Source organism: Streptomyces sp. NPDC052052, assembly GCF_040680455.1.
GTDB lineage: Bacteria > Actinomycetota > Actinomycetes > Streptomycetales > Streptomycetaceae > Streptomyces.
The window spans coordinates 314,255-332,507 of sequence record NZ_JBFAWU010000003.1; the positions used below are offsets into that span (position 1 = coordinate 314,255).

16 protein-coding genes are annotated in these 18,253 nt (G+C 73.5%); 7 read left to right on the top strand and 9 right to left on the bottom strand.

Going from position 1 to position 18,253, the window contains the following annotated elements:
• Nucleotide 1 precedes the first annotated feature (1 nt).
• Nucleotides 2-1,141, bottom strand: a complete 1,140-nt coding sequence (locus AB0L71_RS05455; RefSeq protein WP_365238150.1) for a hypothetical protein — start codon at nucleotides 1,139-1,141, stop codon at nucleotides 2-4.
• A 76-nt stretch (nucleotides 1,142-1,217) separates the two neighbouring features.
• Here AB0L71_RS05455 and AB0L71_RS05460 point away from each other — a divergent pair, with 76 nt between their 5' ends.
• Nucleotides 1,218-3,686, top strand: a complete 2,469-nt coding sequence (locus AB0L71_RS05460; protein WP_365238153.1) for a helicase C-terminal domain-containing protein — start codon at nucleotides 1,218-1,220, stop codon at nucleotides 3,684-3,686.
• 105 nt (nucleotides 3,687-3,791) lie between these two features.
• On the opposite strand, the gene AB0L71_RS05465 is transcribed toward AB0L71_RS05460, so the two are convergent.
• Nucleotides 3,792-4,088 (bottom strand): putative quinol monooxygenase, encoded by a 297-nt coding sequence (locus AB0L71_RS05465; RefSeq protein ID WP_365238155.1) that lies wholly within the window; start codon nucleotides 4,086-4,088, stop codon nucleotides 3,792-3,794.
• Nucleotides 4,088-4,210 carry a hypothetical protein gene (locus tag AB0L71_RS05470; RefSeq protein WP_365238158.1) on the bottom strand — a complete coding sequence of 41 codons (123 nt, stop codon included), beginning with the start codon at nucleotides 4,208-4,210 and terminating at the stop codon, nucleotides 4,088-4,090. Before AB0L71_RS05470 ends, AB0L71_RS05465 begins: the two co-directional genes overlap by 1 nt.
• Nucleotides 4,211-4,458: 248 nt before the next feature.
• Here AB0L71_RS05470 and AB0L71_RS05475 point away from each other — a divergent pair, with 248 nt between their 5' ends.
• A complete protein-coding gene (locus tag AB0L71_RS05475) occupies nucleotides 4,459-6,102 on the top strand; it encodes a DNA repair helicase XPB (protein WP_365238161.1) in 1,644 nt (547 codons plus the stop codon).
• Nucleotides 6,103-6,442: 340 nt separating this feature from the next.
• Nucleotides 6,443-8,515 (top strand): UvrD-helicase domain-containing protein, encoded by a 2,073-nt coding sequence (locus AB0L71_RS05480; RefSeq protein WP_365238163.1) that lies wholly within the window; start codon nucleotides 6,443-6,445, stop codon nucleotides 8,513-8,515.
• 85 nt (nucleotides 8,516-8,600) lie between these two features.
• On the opposite strand, the gene AB0L71_RS05485 is transcribed toward AB0L71_RS05480, so the two are convergent.
• Entirely contained in the window at nucleotides 8,601-9,290 is a 690-nt protein-coding gene (locus tag AB0L71_RS05485) for a copper homeostasis protein CutC (protein WP_365238166.1), read from the bottom strand.
• A 252-nt stretch (nucleotides 9,291-9,542) separates the two neighbouring features.
• Between AB0L71_RS05485 and AB0L71_RS05490 the strand changes: the two genes are divergently transcribed.
• Nucleotides 9,543-11,825 (top strand): heavy metal translocating P-type ATPase, encoded by a 2,283-nt coding sequence (locus AB0L71_RS05490; protein WP_365238376.1) that lies wholly within the window; start codon nucleotides 9,543-9,545, stop codon nucleotides 11,823-11,825.
• A 22-nt stretch (nucleotides 11,826-11,847) separates the two neighbouring features.
• On the opposite strand, the gene AB0L71_RS05495 is transcribed toward AB0L71_RS05490, so the two are convergent.
• The 3 genes from AB0L71_RS05495 to AB0L71_RS05505 are packed head-to-tail and all read right to left on the bottom strand — an operon-like array spanning nucleotide 11,848 to nucleotide 14,155.
• Nucleotides 11,848-12,738: a biotin-dependent carboxyltransferase family protein gene (locus AB0L71_RS05495; RefSeq protein ID WP_365238169.1), complete on the bottom strand. Its 891-nt coding sequence runs from the start codon at nucleotides 12,736-12,738 to the stop codon at nucleotides 11,848-11,850.
• The gene (locus tag AB0L71_RS05500; RefSeq protein ID WP_365238172.1) at nucleotides 12,735-13,409 is read right to left on the bottom strand and encodes an allophanate hydrolase subunit 1; all 675 of its coding nucleotides are present in this window, start codon (nucleotides 13,407-13,409) and stop codon (nucleotides 12,735-12,737) included. Before AB0L71_RS05500 ends, AB0L71_RS05495 begins: the two co-directional genes overlap by 4 nt.
• Nucleotides 13,406-14,155: a 5-oxoprolinase subunit PxpA gene (locus AB0L71_RS05505; RefSeq protein ID WP_365238378.1), complete on the bottom strand. Its 750-nt coding sequence runs from the start codon at nucleotides 14,153-14,155 to the stop codon at nucleotides 13,406-13,408. Before AB0L71_RS05505 ends, AB0L71_RS05500 begins: the two co-directional genes overlap by 4 nt.
• A gap of 163 nt (nucleotides 14,156-14,318) precedes the next feature.
• Here AB0L71_RS05505 and AB0L71_RS05510 point away from each other — a divergent pair, with 163 nt between their 5' ends.
• Together AB0L71_RS05510 and AB0L71_RS05515 are read left to right on the top strand one after the other, a co-directional pair.
• On the top strand, nucleotides 14,319-15,002 hold the full coding sequence (locus AB0L71_RS05510) for a hypothetical protein (RefSeq protein WP_365238174.1): 684 nt from the start codon (nucleotides 14,319-14,321) through the stop codon (nucleotides 15,000-15,002).
• A 135-nt stretch (nucleotides 15,003-15,137) separates the two neighbouring features.
• Entirely contained in the window at nucleotides 15,138-16,382 is a 1,245-nt protein-coding gene (locus AB0L71_RS05515) for a Cmx/CmrA family chloramphenicol efflux MFS transporter (protein WP_365238177.1), read from the top strand.
• Nucleotides 16,383-16,404: 22 nt separating this feature from the next.
• Here AB0L71_RS05515 and AB0L71_RS05520 read toward each other — a convergent pair whose 3' ends face one another.
• Together AB0L71_RS05520 and AB0L71_RS05525 are read right to left on the bottom strand one after the other, a co-directional pair.
• Nucleotides 16,405-16,719, bottom strand: a complete 315-nt coding sequence (locus tag AB0L71_RS05520; protein ID WP_365238180.1) for a DUF4031 domain-containing protein — start codon at nucleotides 16,717-16,719, stop codon at nucleotides 16,405-16,407.
• Nucleotides 16,716-17,084 carry a hypothetical protein gene (locus tag AB0L71_RS05525; RefSeq protein ID WP_365238182.1) on the bottom strand — a complete coding sequence of 123 codons (369 nt, stop codon included), beginning with the start codon at nucleotides 17,082-17,084 and terminating at the stop codon, nucleotides 16,716-16,718. Before AB0L71_RS05525 ends, AB0L71_RS05520 begins: the two co-directional genes overlap by 4 nt.
• A gap of 201 nt (nucleotides 17,085-17,285) precedes the next feature.
• Between AB0L71_RS05525 and AB0L71_RS05530 the strand changes: the two genes are divergently transcribed.
• A complete protein-coding gene (locus tag AB0L71_RS05530) occupies nucleotides 17,286-18,203 on the top strand; it encodes a MurR/RpiR family transcriptional regulator (RefSeq protein ID WP_365238184.1) in 918 nt (305 codons plus the stop codon).
• The last annotated feature ends 50 nt before the right edge of the window (nucleotides 18,204-18,253 follow it).

Consider the following 18,253-nt stretch of genomic DNA (forward strand, 5'->3'; position numbering starts at 1 on the left):
GTCACGACCGTGGCCTGCGCGCCCTCCACACCAGGTGGAGCGCACAGGCCACGGCCGCGAGCCGCACCGCCCACGGCCAGGTCTGGCCGATCGCGTCGCTCATCCGCCCGTCCGCGATCGGCTCGCCCCACCGGCCTTCGCTCCTGCCCCACAACCAGACCAGGGCGCCCGCCGCGACCACCCCCGGCAGGCCCATCACCACCCACTTCGCCTCGGCCCGGGACAGCGTGCGGGAGCAGTACGCGAGCAGCCAGCCGGCCGCCAGAATCTCCCAGCGGTCCACCACCAGACCCGTGACCAGCAGCGCGGCGGCAAGCAGCAGCAGAGGGTGGGAGAACCCGCCGCCCTTCGCCCCGCCCTCGCGCGGGGCGCGGCGGCCGAACCGTACGAACCTCCGGCGCGGGCCGGCCTCCTCGTCGCCGTCGCCCTCGGCGTCGTCTCCCCCGGCGTCCTCGTCCCCGGCGCCGTCGTCCCCGTCCGCCGAGGAGTCGTCCGCACGCGAGTCATCCGCACGCGGGCGCGGAACGGTGCCCCCGGCCTGCGGGGGCCGCATCATGTCCGGGATCTCGACACCGCCGACGAACCCCGGCACATCGACCCCGTCACCGAACGGGACCGGCTCGATCCGCCACCAGTCGGGCTCGCTCCCGGACGGCCCCAGTTCGTCCGTACCGGCCCTGTGCGGCGGCAACGGCATCTGCCCGGACGCCGCTTCCGGCGCCGGACGGTCCGCGGGGTCCGCCCGATCCCCGGCCGCCGCCTCCGTACCCGCCCGCGACGCGCCCTTGCCGGAAGTCTCTTTCCGGAACATCCCGGTACGCCCGAGACGCGGGCGGGGAATGCCTCGCTCCTCCCCCGCAGCGGGTTCCGGACGCTGCGGCAGCTCCCCCGCCCCGGCCCCCGCCTCGCCCCCCGACCCGGCCGCGGCGGCGACCAGTTCGTCCGGGGTGCCGAGCCTGCCGAGGATGCGGCGTACCGCCGCCGGGCTGTCCGCGGACTGCGTACCGCGCTGCCGGTCGATCTCGCTCCGCAACGACGCCACGAGCCTCATCCGGGCCGCCGAGGACAGCTGTTGCTGCTGCGCCACGTCACCGACCCGGCTCAGATAGTCGTAGACCAGCTGGTCGCTCTCGATCCCCACGCGTTGGTTCCCCTCCTACCGACCTGCACCGACGGTAGCGCCCTCGGGCCGGTCCGGAGCGACTACCGTGGGACGGATGGGGACGACCACATCACCGCGTACGCTCGCCGAAGCCATCCGTGCCCGGGACGACGCGTCGCTGGCGGGGCTGCTGCGGGCCCGCCCCGATCTCCTCACCCCCGTACCGGGCGACATGACCCAGCTCGCCACCAGGGCGGGCACCCGCGCCTCCGTGGTCCGCGCGCTGGAGCACCTCGACCGGTTCGCGCTGCAAACCGCCGAAGCACTGGCCGTGGCCCCCGATCCCGCCCCGTACGAGACACTGCTCGCGCTCCTCACCGGCGACGGCCAGGACGACGGCGACCAACGCCACGACGCGGACACGGCGATCACCGACGCGCTGCCCACCGCTCTGCACACCCTGCGCGAACAGGCCCTGGTCTGGGGCGACGACGACCGGCTGCGGCTGGTGCGTACCGCACGCGAACTCCTCGCCCCGTCCCCGCAGCACCCCTCCCCCACCGGCCTGGGCCCGACCGTCGCGGAGGCGACCGCCGGCATGTCGCCGGGCCGCCTCCAGGACATCCTGGCGTCCGCCGGACTGCACGCCACCCATGACCCGGTCTCCGCCGTCGCGGCCCTGACCGAGCTCTTCACCGACCGGGCCCGGATGGCCGCACTGCTGGACACCGCCCCCGCCGAGGCGCTGTCCGTACTGGACCGCCTGGTGTGGGGGCCACCGTACGGAGAGGTGACGGCGAACCCCACCCCGCCCGTGCGCTGGCTGCGCGACCGCGGGCTGCTGCTGCCCGTGTCGGCCCGCACCGTGGTCCTGCCCCGGGAGGCCGCCCTGCATCTGCGGGCCGGACGGGCCCACCACACCCCGGAACCACTGCCGCCCGCCGTGAAGGGTGTCGCACAGCGCGATCCCCAGGCTGTGGACAGTCTCGCGGCCGGGCAGGCGTTCCTGGCGGTGAGCACCGTCGAGGAACTGCTGACGGACTGGAACCAGGGCGGCCCCGCCGCCCTGCGCTCCGGCGGGCTCAGCGTCCGCGAGCTGAAGAGGACCGCCACCGCCCTGGACGTCCCCGAACCCGTCGCCGCGTTCTGGACCGAACTCGCCTACGCGGCCGGGCTGCTGGCCTCCGACGGAGAGGCCGACGAACGGTACGCGCCGACACCCGCGTACGACGACTGGGCCGAACTCCCCGCCCAGGAACGCTGGGCCCATCTCGCCACCGCCTGGCTCACCGCCACCCGCACCGCCGGTCTGGTCGGCGGGCAGAACGCCAAGGGCCGTGCGCTGTCCGCCCTCGGCCCCGACCTCGACCGCTCCGCCGCCCCCGAGGTACGCCGCCGGGTCCTCGCCCTCCTCGCCACCCTGGAACCCGGCACCGCCGCCGACCCGCAGACGGTGCTCGCCCGGCTGCGCTGGGAACGGCCGCTGCGCGGCGCCTCCGCGTCCGCCGATAACACCTCCGACCTGCGGTCCCGGATCGCCCTGTGGACCCTGAGCGAGTCCGAACTCCTCGGCATCACCGGCCGCGGCGCACTCGCCGCGCACACCCGTGCCCTGCTGGACTCCGGACCCGCCGAGGCCGCCGCGCTGCTCGCCCCGCTCCTCCCGGAGCCGCTGGACCACGTCCTGCTCCAGGCCGACCTGACCGCCGTCGCACCCGGCCCGCTGGAACGCCCGCTGGCGGACCTGCTCTCCACCCTCGCGGACATCGAGTCGAAGGGCGGCGCGACGGTCTACCGGTTCACCCCCGGATCGGTGCGCCGCGCCCTGGACGCCGGGCAGTCCGCGTCCGACCTGCACGCCTTCCTCGCCGCCCACAGCCGCACACCGGTGCCGCAGCCGCTCAGCTACCTCATCGACGACGTCGCCCGCCGCCACGGCCGTCTGCGGATCGGCGCCGCCTCCTCGTACGTGCGCTGCGACGACGAGGCCGTACTGAACGAGATCCTCGCCGACAAGCGCTCGGCCCCCCTGCGCCTGCGTCGCCTCGCACCGACGGCCCTGGCCGCCCAGGTCGACCCGGCCTCGCTGCTCGACGGCCTGCGCGAGATGGGCTACGCCCCCGCCGCGGAATCCGCCGAGGGCGACGTCCTGATCACCCGCGCCGGCACCCGCCGCACCCCGCCCCGCACGGCCCCCGTCCCCGTGCCCGAGGGCCCGCCGGTCCCGGACGCCACCCTGCTCGACGCGGCGGTACGGGCGATCCGCGCCGGGGACACGGCCGCCACGGTGGCGCGCAAGGACCAGGACGGCGCACCCGACGCCACCCAGACCGGTCCGGGCTCGCTGCCCCGGACGACCTCCGCCGAGACCCTCGCCACGGTCCAGGCCGCCGTGCTGACCGGCTCGGCGCTGTGGATCGGCTACGTCAACGCGGACGGGGCGGCCAGCCAGCGCGTCATCGCCCCGGTCCGCGTCGAGGGCGGGTTCGTCACGGCGTACGACCACACGGCGGACGAGGTCCGCACGTACCCGCTGCACCGGATCACCGGCGTCGCCGAACTGGCCGAGGACGCGACGCCCTGACGGGTGGGACGGGGGCGGCCGGCCGAGTTCGGTCCGGACATTCCGGCCGAGCAGTGCCGCCTCGACGACAGTGCCGTCGAAACCGCGCCGTCGCCCTGTCGTCTGCTACTGCGCGCTGCTCACCGGAGTGCTCGGGTGTACCTCGCGTTCGATGCGCGGCAGGAGCTCGGGGATGTAGATCTTCTGGATGGCGTCGCCGGAGTCGTGCGCCTCCCAGTGGGCGCGGCTCGCCCAGCGCTCGACGAGGACGAAACGGCCGGGGTCGTCCTGCGACTGGTACGCCTCCCAGCCGACGCAGCCGTCCTCGGCGAGACACAGGGGCCGCATCCGGGCCAGGGCGTCGGCCACCGCCGGGATCTCGCCGGACTCGGGCACGCGGACGATGACGAGGAGGTCGAACATCACTGCTCCTTGGAGTGGGGAGGCCGGCCGGGCCGCTCAGGGTGGTGGTCGGTGGCGACGAGAGACAGTTCCTGTTCCTCCCGCACCGACGCATGATTCGTCACCCGGAACCGAAGCAGCACAGCAGCTCCTCCCCGCATGGAACAGTGTCGTTGGACAGGGATTCTCGTCGGAATTCGACGCTACCGGCGAACAAATGACATCGCAGGGGTTTCTCACCATCCCGGACCATGCGTCCGGTACTCCTCCCCGGTGGCGGTCGCCCGCTCCGCCCGCCGCCTCGGAGTCCGACCGCTCCCCGCCCCCGATGCGGCACACTGGATGTTTGGCCGTTCCCGGCCGTCCCCCGCAGCGGAAAGGGCTGACGCGCGTGACCGGACCACTCATCGTCCAGAGCGACAAGACACTCCTCCTGGAGGTCGACCACGAGCAGGCCGACGCCTGCCGTCGTGCGATCGCGCCCTTCGCGGAGCTGGAGCGCGCGCCCGAGCACATCCACACCTACCGGGTGACCCCGCTCGGGCTGTGGAACGCGCGCGCCGCCGGGCACGACGCCGAGCAGGTCGTCGACGCGCTCGTGCAGTACTCGCGCTATCCCGTTCCGCACGCGCTGCTCGTCGACATCGCCGAGACGATGGCCCGGTACGGCCGCCTCACGCTCTCCAAGGATCCGGTGCACGGTCTGGTGCTGACCTCCACCGACCGGCCCGTGCTGGAGGAGGTCCTCCGGTCGAAGAAGGTCCAGCCGCTGGTCGGGGCGCGGATCGACCCGGACACGGTGGCCGTGCATCCCTCGGAGCGCGGACAGATCAAGCAGACGCTGCTGAAGCTGGGCTGGCCTGCGGAGGACCTCGCCGGATACGTCGACGGCGAGGCGCACCGGATCGAGCTGGCCGAGGACGGCTGGTCCCTGCGGCCGTACCAGAAGCAGGCGGTCGAGGGCTTCTGGCACGGCGGTTCCGGTGTCGTCGTGCTGCCCTGCGGTGCGGGCAAGACCCTGGTCGGGGCCGGTGCGATGGCCGAGGCGAAGGCGACGACACTGATCCTGGTGACGAACACCGTCTCGGCCCGGCAGTGGAAGCACGAGCTGGTGCGGCGGACCTCGCTGACCGAGGACGAGATCGGCGAGTACAGCGGTACGCGCAAGGAGATCCGGCCGGTCACCATCGCCACGTACCAGGTGCTGACGACCCGCCGCAAGGGCATCTACCCGCACCTGGAGCTGTTCGACTCCCGCGACTGGGGCCTGGTGATCTACGACGAGGTGCATCTGCTGCCGGCGCCCGTCTTCAAGTTCACCGCCGACCTGCAGGCCCGGCGGCGCCTCGGTCTCACCGCGACGCTGGTGCGTGAGGACGGCCGAGAGTCGGACGTCTTCTCGCTGATCGGTCCGAAGCGGTTCGACGCCCCCTGGAAGGAGATCGAGGCGCAGGGCTACATCGCGCCCGCCGACTGTGTCGAGGTGCGCGTCGATCTGACGGAGTCGGAGCGGCTCGCGTACGCGACAGCGGAGGCCGAGGAGAAGTACCGGTTCTGTGCGACGACCGCGACGAAGCGGGACGTGACGGAGGCGCTGGTGCGCAAGCACCGGGGCGAGCAGACCCTGGTCATCGGTCAGTACATCGACCAGCTCGACGAGCTCGGTGAGCATCTGGACGCCCCGGTGATCAAGGGCGAGACGAGCAACGCCCAGCGCGAGAAGCTCTTCGACGCGTTCCGCGAGGGCGAGCTCAGCGTCCTCGTGGTGTCGAAGGTCGCGAACTTCTCCATCGACCTGCCGGAGGCGACCGTCGCCATCCAGGTGTCCGGGACGTTCGGTTCGCGGCAGGAGGAGGCGCAGCGGCTCGGCCGGGTGCTGCGGCCGAAGGCCGACGGGCACGAGGCGCGGTTCTACTCGGTGGTCGCCCGCGACACCATCGACCAGGACTTCGCGGCGCATCGTCAGCGGTTCCTCGCCGAGCAGGGGTACGCGTACCGGATCGTGGACGCGAGCGAACTGCTGGCCGACGACTGAGGCAGCCGGGCGGAGGCCGCGGGCGAGTCCGGGGGCACGGGCGGGTCGGGGGCGCGGGCGGGAGGCGCTGCCCGGGCCCGTTGCCCGGGCCGGGGAAAACCGTTCGCAGCCCGTCCGGGCGGTCGTTACAATCGCGGGTCTGCCCGCCTCCCGCACCGTGGTACCGGCCGTCGCCGGCAGCCGGGGGAGCGCCGCCGACCGGACGGAAACCGGCCGACAGCCGTACGTGCACCCGTGCGCGTACCCCGTGATCGATCCCGAGCGGATCGCATCGCCCCGAACCGTGGACCGGGGCGAGGTGCGGTCCGCTGTCCTGCGTTGAAATGCCGGAGGCAACACCGTGCCCGCGCACGCATCCGAAAGCGACACCACCACCGATCCACTGGCCCGTGAACGCGCCCATCTCACCGCGTCCCGCGCCGCGTTGCGCGCCATGCGCGAGGACGCCCAGGCCCTCGACATCCGCGATGTCACGGCGAACTGGGTCAACGCGGCCGTCCTGCAGGCCCAGATCGACGAGCGGATCAAGTCCCTCGCCGATCTCGCCCACACCCCGCTCTTCTTCGGCCGTCTGGACTATCTGCACCCGGTCGGTGCGGAGCAGGCGGAAGGCGGCGAGGGCGACAGGTTCTACATCGGGCGCCGCCACGTCCATGACGCGAGCGGCGACCCGATGGTCATCGACTGGCGTGCACCCGTCTCGCAGCCGTTCTACCGGGCGTCCAGGAAGGACCCCCAGGACGTCGGCCGGCGCCGCCGCTTCGGCTACACCGGCGGTGAGCTGACCGCGTACGAGGACGAGGACCTCACCGACCCGGCCGAGACCGAGCGGACCAGCAGGCTGCTCCAGGCGGAGATCGAACGGCCTCGTGTCGGCCCGATGCGTGACATCGTCGCGACGATCCAGCCCGAGCAGGACGAGATCGTCCGCAGCGGCCTGGGCGGGACGGTCTGCGTCCAGGGTGGGCCCGGCACCGGCAAGACGGCCGTCGGCCTGCACCGTGTCGCGTATCTGCTGTACGCGCACCGCGAGCGCCTCGCCCGTACCGGCACGCTGGTCATCGGGCCGAACCGGTCCTTCCTGCACTACATCGAGCAGGTGCTCCCGGCCCTCGGCGAGATGGAGGTGCAGCAGGCGACCGTCGACGATCTGGTGACGGCGGGCATCGAGGTGCGCGGCACGGACACGGCGGCGGCCGCCGTCGTCAAGGGCGACGCCCGGATGGCCGAGGTGCTGCGGCGGGCGATCCGTTCGCATGTGACGCTGCCGACGGAGCCGGTGATGGTGGTGCGCGGCTCGCGCCGGTGGCGGGTTCCGGCGTACGAACTGGAGGAGATCGTCCGGGAGTTGCTGGCCCGCGACATGCGGTACGGGGCCGCCCACGAGGCGCTGCCGCAGCGCATCGCGCACGCCGTGCTGGTCCGGATGGAGCAGGCCGGCGAGGCGCCGGACGACCGGGTGCAGAACACGGTGGCCCGCAACCCCGCGGTGAAGGCGGCCGTGAAGGCGATCTGGCCGGCCGTGGAGCCGGCCAAGCTGGTGCTGCGACTGCTGTCGGACGCGGAGTTCCTGGCCGAGCACGCGCAGGGGCTGCTGACCGAGGACGAGCAGAAGACGATCCTGTGGACCAAGCCGGCCCGGAGCGTGAGGTCGGCGAAGTGGTCGGCGGCGGACGCGGTGCTGATCGACGAGGCGAGCGATCTGGTGGCGCGGACGCATTCGCTGGGCCATGTGGTGCTCGACGAGGCGCAGGATCTGTCCCCCATGCAGTACCGGGCGGTGGGCCGTCGTTGCACGACGGGTTCGGCGACGGTCCTGGGCGACCTGGCGCAGGGCACGACGCCGTGGGCGACCCGGAGCTGGGCGCAGGCGCTGTTCCACCTGGGGAAGCCGGACGCGGTGGTGGAGGAGCTGACGGCGGGCTTCCGTGTGCCGCGCGAGGTGATCGCGTACGCGTCCCGGCTGTTGCCGGCGATCGCGCCGGGTCTGGCGGCGGTGGAGTCGGTGCGTGAGTCGCCCGGCTCGCTGGAGGTGCGGGCGGTGGGCGGTCCGGCGGAACTGGACGCGGCGGTGCTGGCGGCGTGCGAGGAGTCGTTGGAGCGGGAGGGGTCGATCGGGCTGATCGCGGCGGACGCGCGGATTCCGGCACTGGCGGAGGCCCTGACCGCGGCCGGCCACCGGTATCTGTCCCCCGGCGAGGAGACGTCCGCCGAGTCCCGGCTGACCCTGGTTCCGGCGTCGCTGGCGAAGGGTCTGGAGTACGACTACGTGGTGCTGGACGAGCCGGCCGCGGTGGTGGACGGCGAGCCGGACGAGCGGACCGGGCTGCGGCGGCTGTACGTGGCGCTGACGCGTGCGGTGTCGGGGCTGACGGTGGTGCACGCGGCGGGCATGCCGGAGGAACTCGCCTGAGGTCCGGTGCCGTGACCGGCCGCCGGTCGTGGTGGGTCACGGCGCCGGCGGGCCGGGGACGGCACCGGGCTCCCCCGGCAGGGCCCTACGCGTCGAGCGTCGTCCGCCACTCCCGTACCGCCGCGACGTCCACCGGGCCCGCCCAGCCTGCCGGGCGGGCGGCGCTGCCGATGTGGACGGCGTCGATGCCCGCGGACAGCAGCTGCGGCAGGTGGTCCAGGCGGAGCCCGCCGCCGACCAGGATCTGCGGCTCGTATCCGGGCTCGCCCTTGCGGGCCGCCTCGGCCAGCAGGGTCGGGATGCCGTCGTCGACGCCCTTCGGGGAGCCGGCCGTGAGGTAGGTGTCCAGGCCCGGCATGTCCGCCAGTTGCTTGCGCAGGGTTTCCCGGTCGTCGGCCCGGTCGATCGCCCGGTGGAAGGTCCAGCGGCAGCCGTCCAGTTCGGCGACGAGGCGTTCGACGGCGACCAGGTCCGCGTGGCCCTCGGTGTCGAGGAAGCCCAGGACGAACTCCTCGGCGCCCTCGGTCCGCAGCTCGCGGGTCCGGGCCACCAGGGCGTCGATGTCGCCGGCCGCGAAGCCGTCCGCCAGTCTGAGCATCACCCGCAGCGGGATGCCGACGGCCGCACGGATCTTCGCGAAGGTCTCCAGGGACGGGGTCAGTCCGTCCGCCGCCATGTCGGTGACCAGCTCAAGCCTGTCCGCACCACCTTCCTGGGCAGCGACCGCGTCCCCGGCGTCGAGAGCGATCACCTCCAGGACTGCACGGTCGCTCATGGGATCCCATCCTTCAGGAAGCAGCAATACGTCAACAGGTCTAGTCCAATGGCCAGCCTACGGGGCAGAAGTCCGGGAGCGCAGCTCCACACGGCGTGAAGATACGTGAGCTCGTGCGCATATCGGGTGATCGACCACGAACCTCTGGGGGCGAGGTCTGGATCACACTTGCGCTTCATAGGGGTGGGGGGTATACCTGAAGGAGCAATGCATACCCCCCTGGGGTATCAAGTCTTCGGCAGGGAGGACATCGTGTCCGCGCACACCGGCACCACCGGCACCGCCACAGCCGTCGGCACCACCGCAGAGGTCGAGCTCGCGATCGGCGGGATGACCTGCGCCTCCTGCGCGGCCCGTATCGAGAAGAAGCTCAACCGGATGGACGGCGTCGAGGCCACCGTCAACTACGCCACCGAGAAGGCCAGGGTCAGCTACCGGGACGAGGACGTCTCCGTGCAGGACCTGATCGCCACGGTGGAGAAGACCGGCTACACCGCGCAGCCGCCCGCGCCCCCGGCCCCCGCCGAGGACGACACCTCCGCAGCGGCGGAGGCCGACGAGCTTCGACCGTTGCGACGGCGGCTGCTGACCGCCGTGGCGCTCGCCGTGCCGGTGATCGCGCTGTCGATGGTCCCCGCCCTCCAGTTCGACTTCTGGCAGTGGCTGTCGCTGGCCCTGACGGTCCCCGTCGTCACCTACGCCGCCTGGCCCTTCCACCGCGCCGCCTGGACGAACGCCCGGCACGGCGCGGCGACGATGGACACCCTGATCTCGGTCGGCACCTCGGCCGCGTTCCTGTGGTCGGTGTGGGCACTGTTCTTCGGCACGGCGGGCATGGTCGGCATGACCCACCCGTTCGAGCTGACGATCGGCCGCAGCGACGGTGCGGGGAACATCTATCTGGAGGTCGCCGCCGGGGTCACCGCCTTCATCCTCGCCGGGCGCTGGTTCGAGGCCCGCTCCAAGCGGAAGGCGGGTGCCGCCCTCAGGGCCCTGCTGGAGCTCGGCGCCAAGGAGGTCACCGTGTTGCGCGGGGGCCGCGAGGTGACCGTGCCGACCGCCGAACTCCGGGTCGGGGACAGGTTCCTGGTCCGCCCGGGCGAGAAGATCGCCACCGACGGCACCGTCGTCGAGGGCACCTCCGCCGTGGACGCCTCCATGCTCACCGGCGAGTCCGTCCCGGTCGAGGTCGGCGTCGGCGACACCGTCACCGGGGCCACGCTCAACGCGGGCGGCCGGCTCGTCGTCGAAGCCACCCGGATCGGCGCCGACACCCAGCTCGCCCGGATGGCGAAGCTCGTCGAGGACGCCCAGAACGGCAAGGCCGCCGCGCAGCGCCTGGCCGACCGGATCTCCGCCGTCTTCGTCCCCGTGGTGCTGGTCCTCGCCCTGGCCACCCTGATCACCTGGCTGCTGATCACCCACGACGTCACCGCCGCGTTCACCACCGCGGTCGCCGTACTGATCATCGCCTGCCCCTGCGCCCTGGGCCTGGCCACCCCCACCGCCCTCATGGTCGGCACCGGACGCGGCGCCCAGCTCGGCATCCTCATCAAGGGCCCGGAAGTCCTGGAGACCACCCGCCGCGTCGACACCATCGTCCTCGACAAGACCGGCACCGTCACCACCGGAAAGATGACCCTGCTCGACGTGCACACCGCCGACGGCACCGACGAGAACGATGCACTGCGGCTCGCCGGCGCCCTGGAACACGCCTCCGAGCACCCCATCGCCCAGGCCGTCGCCACCGGAGCCACCGAACGCACCGGCGCACCCCTGCCCACCCCCGAGGACTTCGCCAACATCGCGGGCCTCGGCGTCCAGGGCATCGTCGACGGACACGCCGTCCTCGTCGGCCGGGAACACCTGCTCGCCGAGTGGGAGATCCACCTGCCGGCGGAGCTGGCCCGGAAGAAGGCCGCGGCCGAGGCCGCCGGGCGGACGGCCGTCGCGGTCGCCTGGGACGGCGAGGCGCGGGCCGTCCTCGAGGTCGCCGACGCGGTGAAGGACACCAGCGCGGAGGCCGTCGAGCGGCTGCGGGCCCTCGGCCTGACCCCGATCCTGCTCACCGGCGACAACCGTGCGGTGGCCGAGGCGGTGGCGGCCGAGGTCGGGATCGAGAAGGTGTATGCGGAGGTCATGCCGGAGGACAAGGTCGAGGCCGTCAAGTCCCTCCAGGCCGAGGGCCGTTCGGTCGCCATGGTCGGCGACGGCGTCAACGACGCGGCGGCGCTCGCCCAGGCCGACCTGGGTCTGGCGATGGGGACCGGCACGGACGCCGCGATCGAGGCCGGTGACCTGACGCTGGTACGCGGGGACCTGCGGGCCGCGGCGGACGCCATCCGGCTCTCCCGCCGGACGCTGGGCACCATCCGGACGAACCTGTTCTGGGCCTTCGCCTACAACGTGGCCGCCCTGCCGCTCGCCGCGGCCGGGCTCCTCAACCCGATGATCGCGGGCGCGGCGATGGCGTTCTCGTCGGTCTTCGTGGTCGGCAACTCGCTGCGGCTGCGGGGGTTCAAGGCGGCGGCGTAGCAGCGTGGTGCGGGGCGGCGGCTCAGGACGGGGCGCCGCCCCGCACCGTTCCGCCGCCCGGCACCACGAAGCGCACCCGGGTTCCCGGCACCGCCTGTGCCGCCCCCGCGAGCGCGGCGCCGTGCACGACACCGACGACCGGGTAACCGCCGGTCGTCGGATGGTCGTTGAGGAACACCACCGGACACCCGTCCGGCGGCACCTGGATCGCGCCGAGGACCATGCCCTCACTGGGCAGTTCGCCCTCGCGGGTGCGGGCCAGGGCCGGGCCCCGGGTACGCAGGCCGATCCGGTTGCTGTCCGGCGAAACCCGGTAGGTGGCCGTGGTGAGCGTCCGCAGCGCCTCGTCCGTGAACCAGCTGTGGCGGGGGCCGAGGCTCAACGGCAGCACGAGTTCGGCGGGTACGCCCGGCCAGGGCACGGCATCGGTGGCCGCGGGGGCCGGTGTCGGGTGCCCCAGGGGCAGGACGTCCCCGTCGCGCAGCGGGGCCGGGCCCAGCCCGGAGAGCAGGTCGGCGGACCTGCTGCCCAGCACCGGTTCCGGCACCAGGCCGCCGCCGAAGGCCAGATAGCTGCGCAGGCCCCGCACGGCGGGTCCGGCGTCGAGCACGGCGCCCGCGGGCACGTGCACGGGTGCACCCCAGGCCACCGGCCGCCCGTCGACCGTGACCCGGCAGGGGGCACCGCCGACGACGGCGACGACGGGCCGGTCGGGGCGGACCGCGCAGCCGGTGACGGTCGCCTCCAGCAGGGCCGCGTCCACCGGGTTCCCGACCAGCCGGTTGGCCAGGCCCCGGGCCGGGGCATCGAGTGCGCCGGCCCGGGGCACCCCCAGGTGGGCCCAGCCGACCCGGCCCTCGTCCTGCACGGTGGTCAGGGCCCCGGCACGGACCACCTCGACGGCGCCGCTCATCGCCGTGCCTCCGCCGCGACGAACCGCACCCGCGCCCCGGGGGTCAGCAGCGCGGCCGGTTCACGGTCCGGGTTCCACAGGGCGCCCGGCTCGGGCATCCGCCCGATGAGCTGCCAGCCGCCGGGTGAGGAGCGCGGGTACACCCCGGTGTACACCCCCGCGAGGGCCAGCGCACCGGCCGGGACCCGGGTGCGCGGGGTCGCGCGGCGCGGCACGTGCAGGTGGGCGGGGAGGCCGGTGAGATAGCCGAAGCCGGGGGCGAACCCGCAGAAGGCCACCCGGAATTCGGTCCCGGCGTGGATGCGGGACACCTCGGCGGCGGTGACGCCCCAGGCCGCCGCGACATCGCCGAGGTCCGGACCGTCGTAGACGACCGGGACGACGACGGCGTCCCCGGCGTCGCGCCGCAGCGGCGGTATCCGCCAGGAGACGAGCATGCGGGCCAGTCGCGCGGTGGCGTCCGGGGTGCGGTCCGCGATGCCGTCGAGCAGGACCGTCCGGGCACCGGGCACGATCTCGCGTACCAGGGGCAGTTCACCGAGCGCACGCCGCCGCAGCAGTTCGGCGTGGAAGGCCTCGGCGTGCTCACCGGAGGACAGCTCGACGAGCAGCGCTCCCGGCCCGGCGGGCAGAACCTCGATGCCGCCGCCCGTATCCGTGCCCTCGCTCATACGAACGCCCGCACGGCCACGCCCGCTTCCTCGAGCGCCGCCCTGATCCTGCGGGCCAGTGCCGCCGCGCCGGGGGTGTCCCCGTGGACGCACAACGAACGCGCCGCGACCGGTATCCGGCTGCCGTCCGATCCGGTGACACCCCGGTCCACCGCCATCCCGACACTGCGGCGCACCACTTCGTCCTCGTCGTGCACCACCGCGCCCGGCTCGCCGCGCGGGACGAGGGTGCCGAGGGGGGTGTACGCGCGGTCGGCGAAGGCTTCCTCGACGGCCGTGAGTCCTGCCGCCCGCGCATGGTCGAGCAGCCGCGAACCGGGGAGCCCGAGGAGCGCCAGGCCCCCGCCGGCCAGCCGGACGCCCTCGACCACGGCCGCGGCCTGGTCGTCGTCCCAGACGGCGCGGTTGTAGAGGGCCCCGTGCGGTTTGACGTACGAGACCGTGGAGCCCGCCGCCTCGGCGAAGACCCGCAACGCGCCGATCTGGTAGGCGATCTCGGCGGTCAGTTCGGCCGAGGGCACGTCCATGGAGCGGCGGCCGAAACCGGCCAGATCGCGGTACGCGACCTGGGCGCCGATCCGTACGCCCCGGGCGGCCGCGGTCTCGCAGACCCGCCGCATCACGGAGGCGTCGCCCGCATGGAACCCGCACGCCACGTTGGCGCTGGTGACACAGTCGAGCAGCGCGTCGTCATCGGTGAGGGTCCAGTGCCCGAACCCTTCGCCCAGATCCGCGTTGAGATCCATCGGGTTCGCCGGGTTCGTCAGATCCGCCACGGGCGCACGCTAGCGACTGTTCAACCGTTCCGACAAGGCCTGACGTGGGGCGATGCCGTGGGGCGTACGGGGAAGCGGGGCCGTCACCGGATCTCGCGCCCTGCCGCCGCCCGGCGGCCCGTAGGGTCGTGCCATGACCGACCGCTCGCACGGAAGCAGCGCCCACGGGGCGGGCAGCGCCGACTCCACGCTCCGCGACCGCTGGCAGCAGGCGCTGATCGGCGCCCGGGGCACGGCGTCCGGGCCCGACCCCGCGCCGTACGCCGACAACCTGCTGGCGCGCTGGGCTGAGCCGCAGCGGCGCTACCACACCACCGCGCACCTGGTCGCGGTGCTCGATCACATCGACACGCTCGCCGCGTACGCGGCCGACGCGGACGCCGTGCGCCTCGCCGCCTGGTTCCACGACGCGGTCTACCGGCCCGACCGGTCCGAGAACGAGGAACGCAGCGCCGCCCTCGCCGAACGCGCCCTGCCGGAGGCAGGCGTACCGGACGGTGTCACGGCCGAGGTCGCCCGGCTCGTCCGTCTCACCGTCACCCACGACCCGGCGGACGGCGACACCAACGGCGAGGTGCTGTGCGATGCGGATCTGGCCGTTCTGGCGGCGGCCCCGAAGGAGTACGCGGCCTACGCGGCGCAGATCCGCGAGGAGTACGGCTTCGTGCCCGACGACGCGTTCCGGGAAGGAAGGGCGGCGGTACTGCGTCAGTTGCTCGGGCTGCCGTGCCTGTTCCGTACCCCGCACGGGGCGGCCCGGTGGGAGCCGCGGGCGCGGCAGAATCTGCTGACCGAGCTGGAACTGCTCGACCGCTGAGCGCGCGGCGGGGCGGTGGCCGGAAACCGCCGAGGGACGGGAAACGGCGGCAGAGGGCCCGGAAGGCCGGGAATGCCACGCCCGTGGGGGCTGTTGGCAGCTGTCATGCCCGACTCTGCCGCTCACCGTCCTCGCATGCCCCTCGCCGTCTACATTCTGGGCCTCTCGGTCTTCGCCCTGGGCACCAGTGAGTTCATGCTCTCCGGGCTGCTGCCGCCCATCGCCGACGACATGGGCGTCTCCATACCCCGGGCCGGACTTCTGATATCCGCCTTCGCGATCGGCATGGTGATCGGCGCCCCGCTGCTCGCCGTCGCCACGCTCCGGCTGCCGCGCCGCACCACGCTCATCACCCTCATCTCCGTCTTCGGTCTCGGCCAGGTCGCCGGTGCGCTCGCTCCGACGTACGAGGTGCTCTTCGCGTCCCGGGTGGTGAGCGCCTTCGCCTGCGCCGGTTTCTGGGCGGTGGGGGCGGCGGTCGCCATCGCGACGGTGCCGGTGAACGCGCGGGCCCGGGCGATGGCCGTGATGATCGGCGGCCTGTCGATCGCCAATGTGCTGGGCGTGCCGCTGGGGGCCTTTCTCGGCGAGAACCTCGGCTGGCGGTCGGCGTTCTGGGCCGTGGGCGCGGCGTCCGCCGTGGCGCTGGTCGGAGTGGTGACGCTGATTCCGCGGATACCGCTGCCGGAGCAGCGGCCGCGGCTCCGGCAGGAGATGCGCATCTACCGGGACCGGCAGGTGTGGCTGGCGATCGTGATCACGGCGCTCGCGGCGGGCGGTGTCTTCTGCGCGTTCAGCTATCTGTCGCCGCTGCTCACCGAGGTCGCCGGGCTGGAATCGGGCTGGGTGCCGACGGTGCTCGCGCTGTTCGGGGTCGGCGCGCTGGTCGGCACCGCGGTCGGCGGCCGGGTCGCGGACGCACATCTCTTCGGGGTGCTGATGAGCGGTATCGCGGCCTCGACGGTCCTCCTGGCCGCGCTGGCGCTGTTCGCCTCGAACCACGTCGTCGCGATCGGGCTCTCGTTCCTGCTCGGCCTGTCGTCGTTCTACACGGCCCCGGCGCTGAACGCCCGGATGTTCAATGTCGCGGGCGCCGCTCCGACGCTGGCCGGCGCGACGGCCACGGCCTCGTTCAACCTCGGCAACACGAGCGGACCCTGGCTGGGCGGCGCGGTGATCGACGCGGACTTCGGGTACCCGGCCACCGCGTGGTCGGGCGCGGCGATGATGGTGCCGGCGCTGGTGGCCGTGGTGTTCTCGCTGCGGCTGCAGGGCGGGGCCCGGTCGCGGCGGGTGGCCGGTTCGCCCGTGGCGGTGTCGGAGGTGTCGCCCGCTGGGTCGGAGGCGGCCAAGGTGTCGGAGGTGTCGCGCGCCTCGTAGACGCGGGAGGAGTGACGGGCCGTCAGCTACCGGGGATCGGGGCAGCCGACGGCGCGTCGGCTGCCGGGACCGGGGCCGGGCGGCCCTTGGGTCGCCGCAAGCCCGCCTCAGTGATCCGGCGGACGAGTTCCTTCGAGCCGATCCGCTGCGCCCCGGCCCGCACCGCGTCCTCGTAGCGCGATTCCGGTACGTCGTAGTGATCCCGCTCGAAGGCACGCGGCGGGCAGCCGATGGACGCCGCGAAGGCGTGCAGTTCCTCGAAGGACACATCGCTGACCAGATGCGACCAGAGCCGTCCGTGCCCCGGCCAGACCGGCGGGTCGATGTAGACCGTCACCGCCGCAGTACCCCGCCCAGCGAACCGACCGGCGCGACCGCCACGGCCGCCTTGGTGCACACCCAGTGCGGGTCCGGGCCGAGTTCCGGTTCGATGTCCAGGGCGTGCGGGTCGCCCGCGTCGCAGACCGGGCAGATCGGCCACCGCCCGTACCGTTCGAGCAGGGCGTCCTGCACGTCCTGCGCGACGAGACCGACGACGAACGAGGCGCCGTCGGGCCACTGCTCGACCCACCAGCGGCGGTGGGTGACCGCGTCCTCGACGAGCGAGACGATCCCGGCCTCGGCGACGTCACCCGCGGCAAGATCGGCCATGACCAGCGCACGGGCCGTGTGCAGCGCCTGTTCCAGGCGGTTCATCTCCATGCGCCCATTGTCACCCCGCCCACGAACCGGTTTCCCGCATCCGCCCGCCCATGTCCACCCCGTCGGCGGTGGTGGCGGCACCGTCTTGGACGGGTCCGGGCCCGTGCGGGACGGGCCGTGGCACCTGCTCGCCGCAGCGCCGTTACAGGTGGGGACCAAAGGGGGGTTGACGGGCAACCGGGTTGAAAATATCTTTCAAAGGTGACCCATGACCTGAAGGAAAGTTTCAGCACTGACTCACCGCCTGCCCCGGCGGCCCTCGCGGCCAAGGTGCGGACGCTCGCGCCGTCCATGACCCGCTCCATGCAGCGCGTCGCCGAGGCCGTGGCCGGTGACCCCGCAGGCTGTGCCGCCCTCACGGTCACCGGTCTCGCCGAGCTCACGGGCACCAGCGAGGCGACCGTGGTCCGCACGGCCCGCCTCCTCGGTTACCCGGGCTACCGCGATCTGCGCCTGGCCCTGGCCGGCCTCGCCGCACACCAGCAGTCGGGCCGGGCCCCGTCCGTCACCGCGGACATAGCGGTCGACGATCCGATCGCCGATGTGGTCGCCAAGCTGGCCTACGACGAACAGCAGACCCTCGCCGACACGGCCGCCGGCCTCGACACCGTTCAGCTCGGTGCCGCCGTGGCCGCCGCCGCCACCGCCCGGCGCATCGACATCTACGGCGTGGGCGCCTCCTCCCTGGTCGGCCAGGACCTGGCGCAGAAGCTCGCCCGTATCGGCCTGATCGCCCACGCCCACACGGACCCGCACCTCGCGGTGACCAACGCCGTGCAGCTGCGCTCCGGCGATCTGGCCATCGCGATCACGCACTCCGGCTCCACCGTCGACGTCATCGAGCCACTGCGGGTCGCCTTCGACCGCGGTGCGACGACGATCGCGATCACCGGCCGCCCCGACGGCCCCGTGACGCAGTACGCCGACCATGTGCTGACCACGTCCACCGCCCGGGAGAGCGAGCTGCGCCCCGCCGCCATGTCGAGCCGTACGAGCCAGCTGCTCGTCGTCGACTGCCTGTTCATCGGCGTCGCCCAGCGCACCTACGAAACGGCCGCGCCGGCGCTCTCCGCCTCCTACGAGGCGCTGGCCCACCGTCACACCCCACGCCCCCGCTGACCCCCACCGGACCCGACCCCCCACCGGTCCACGGGCCGCACCCGCGCCCG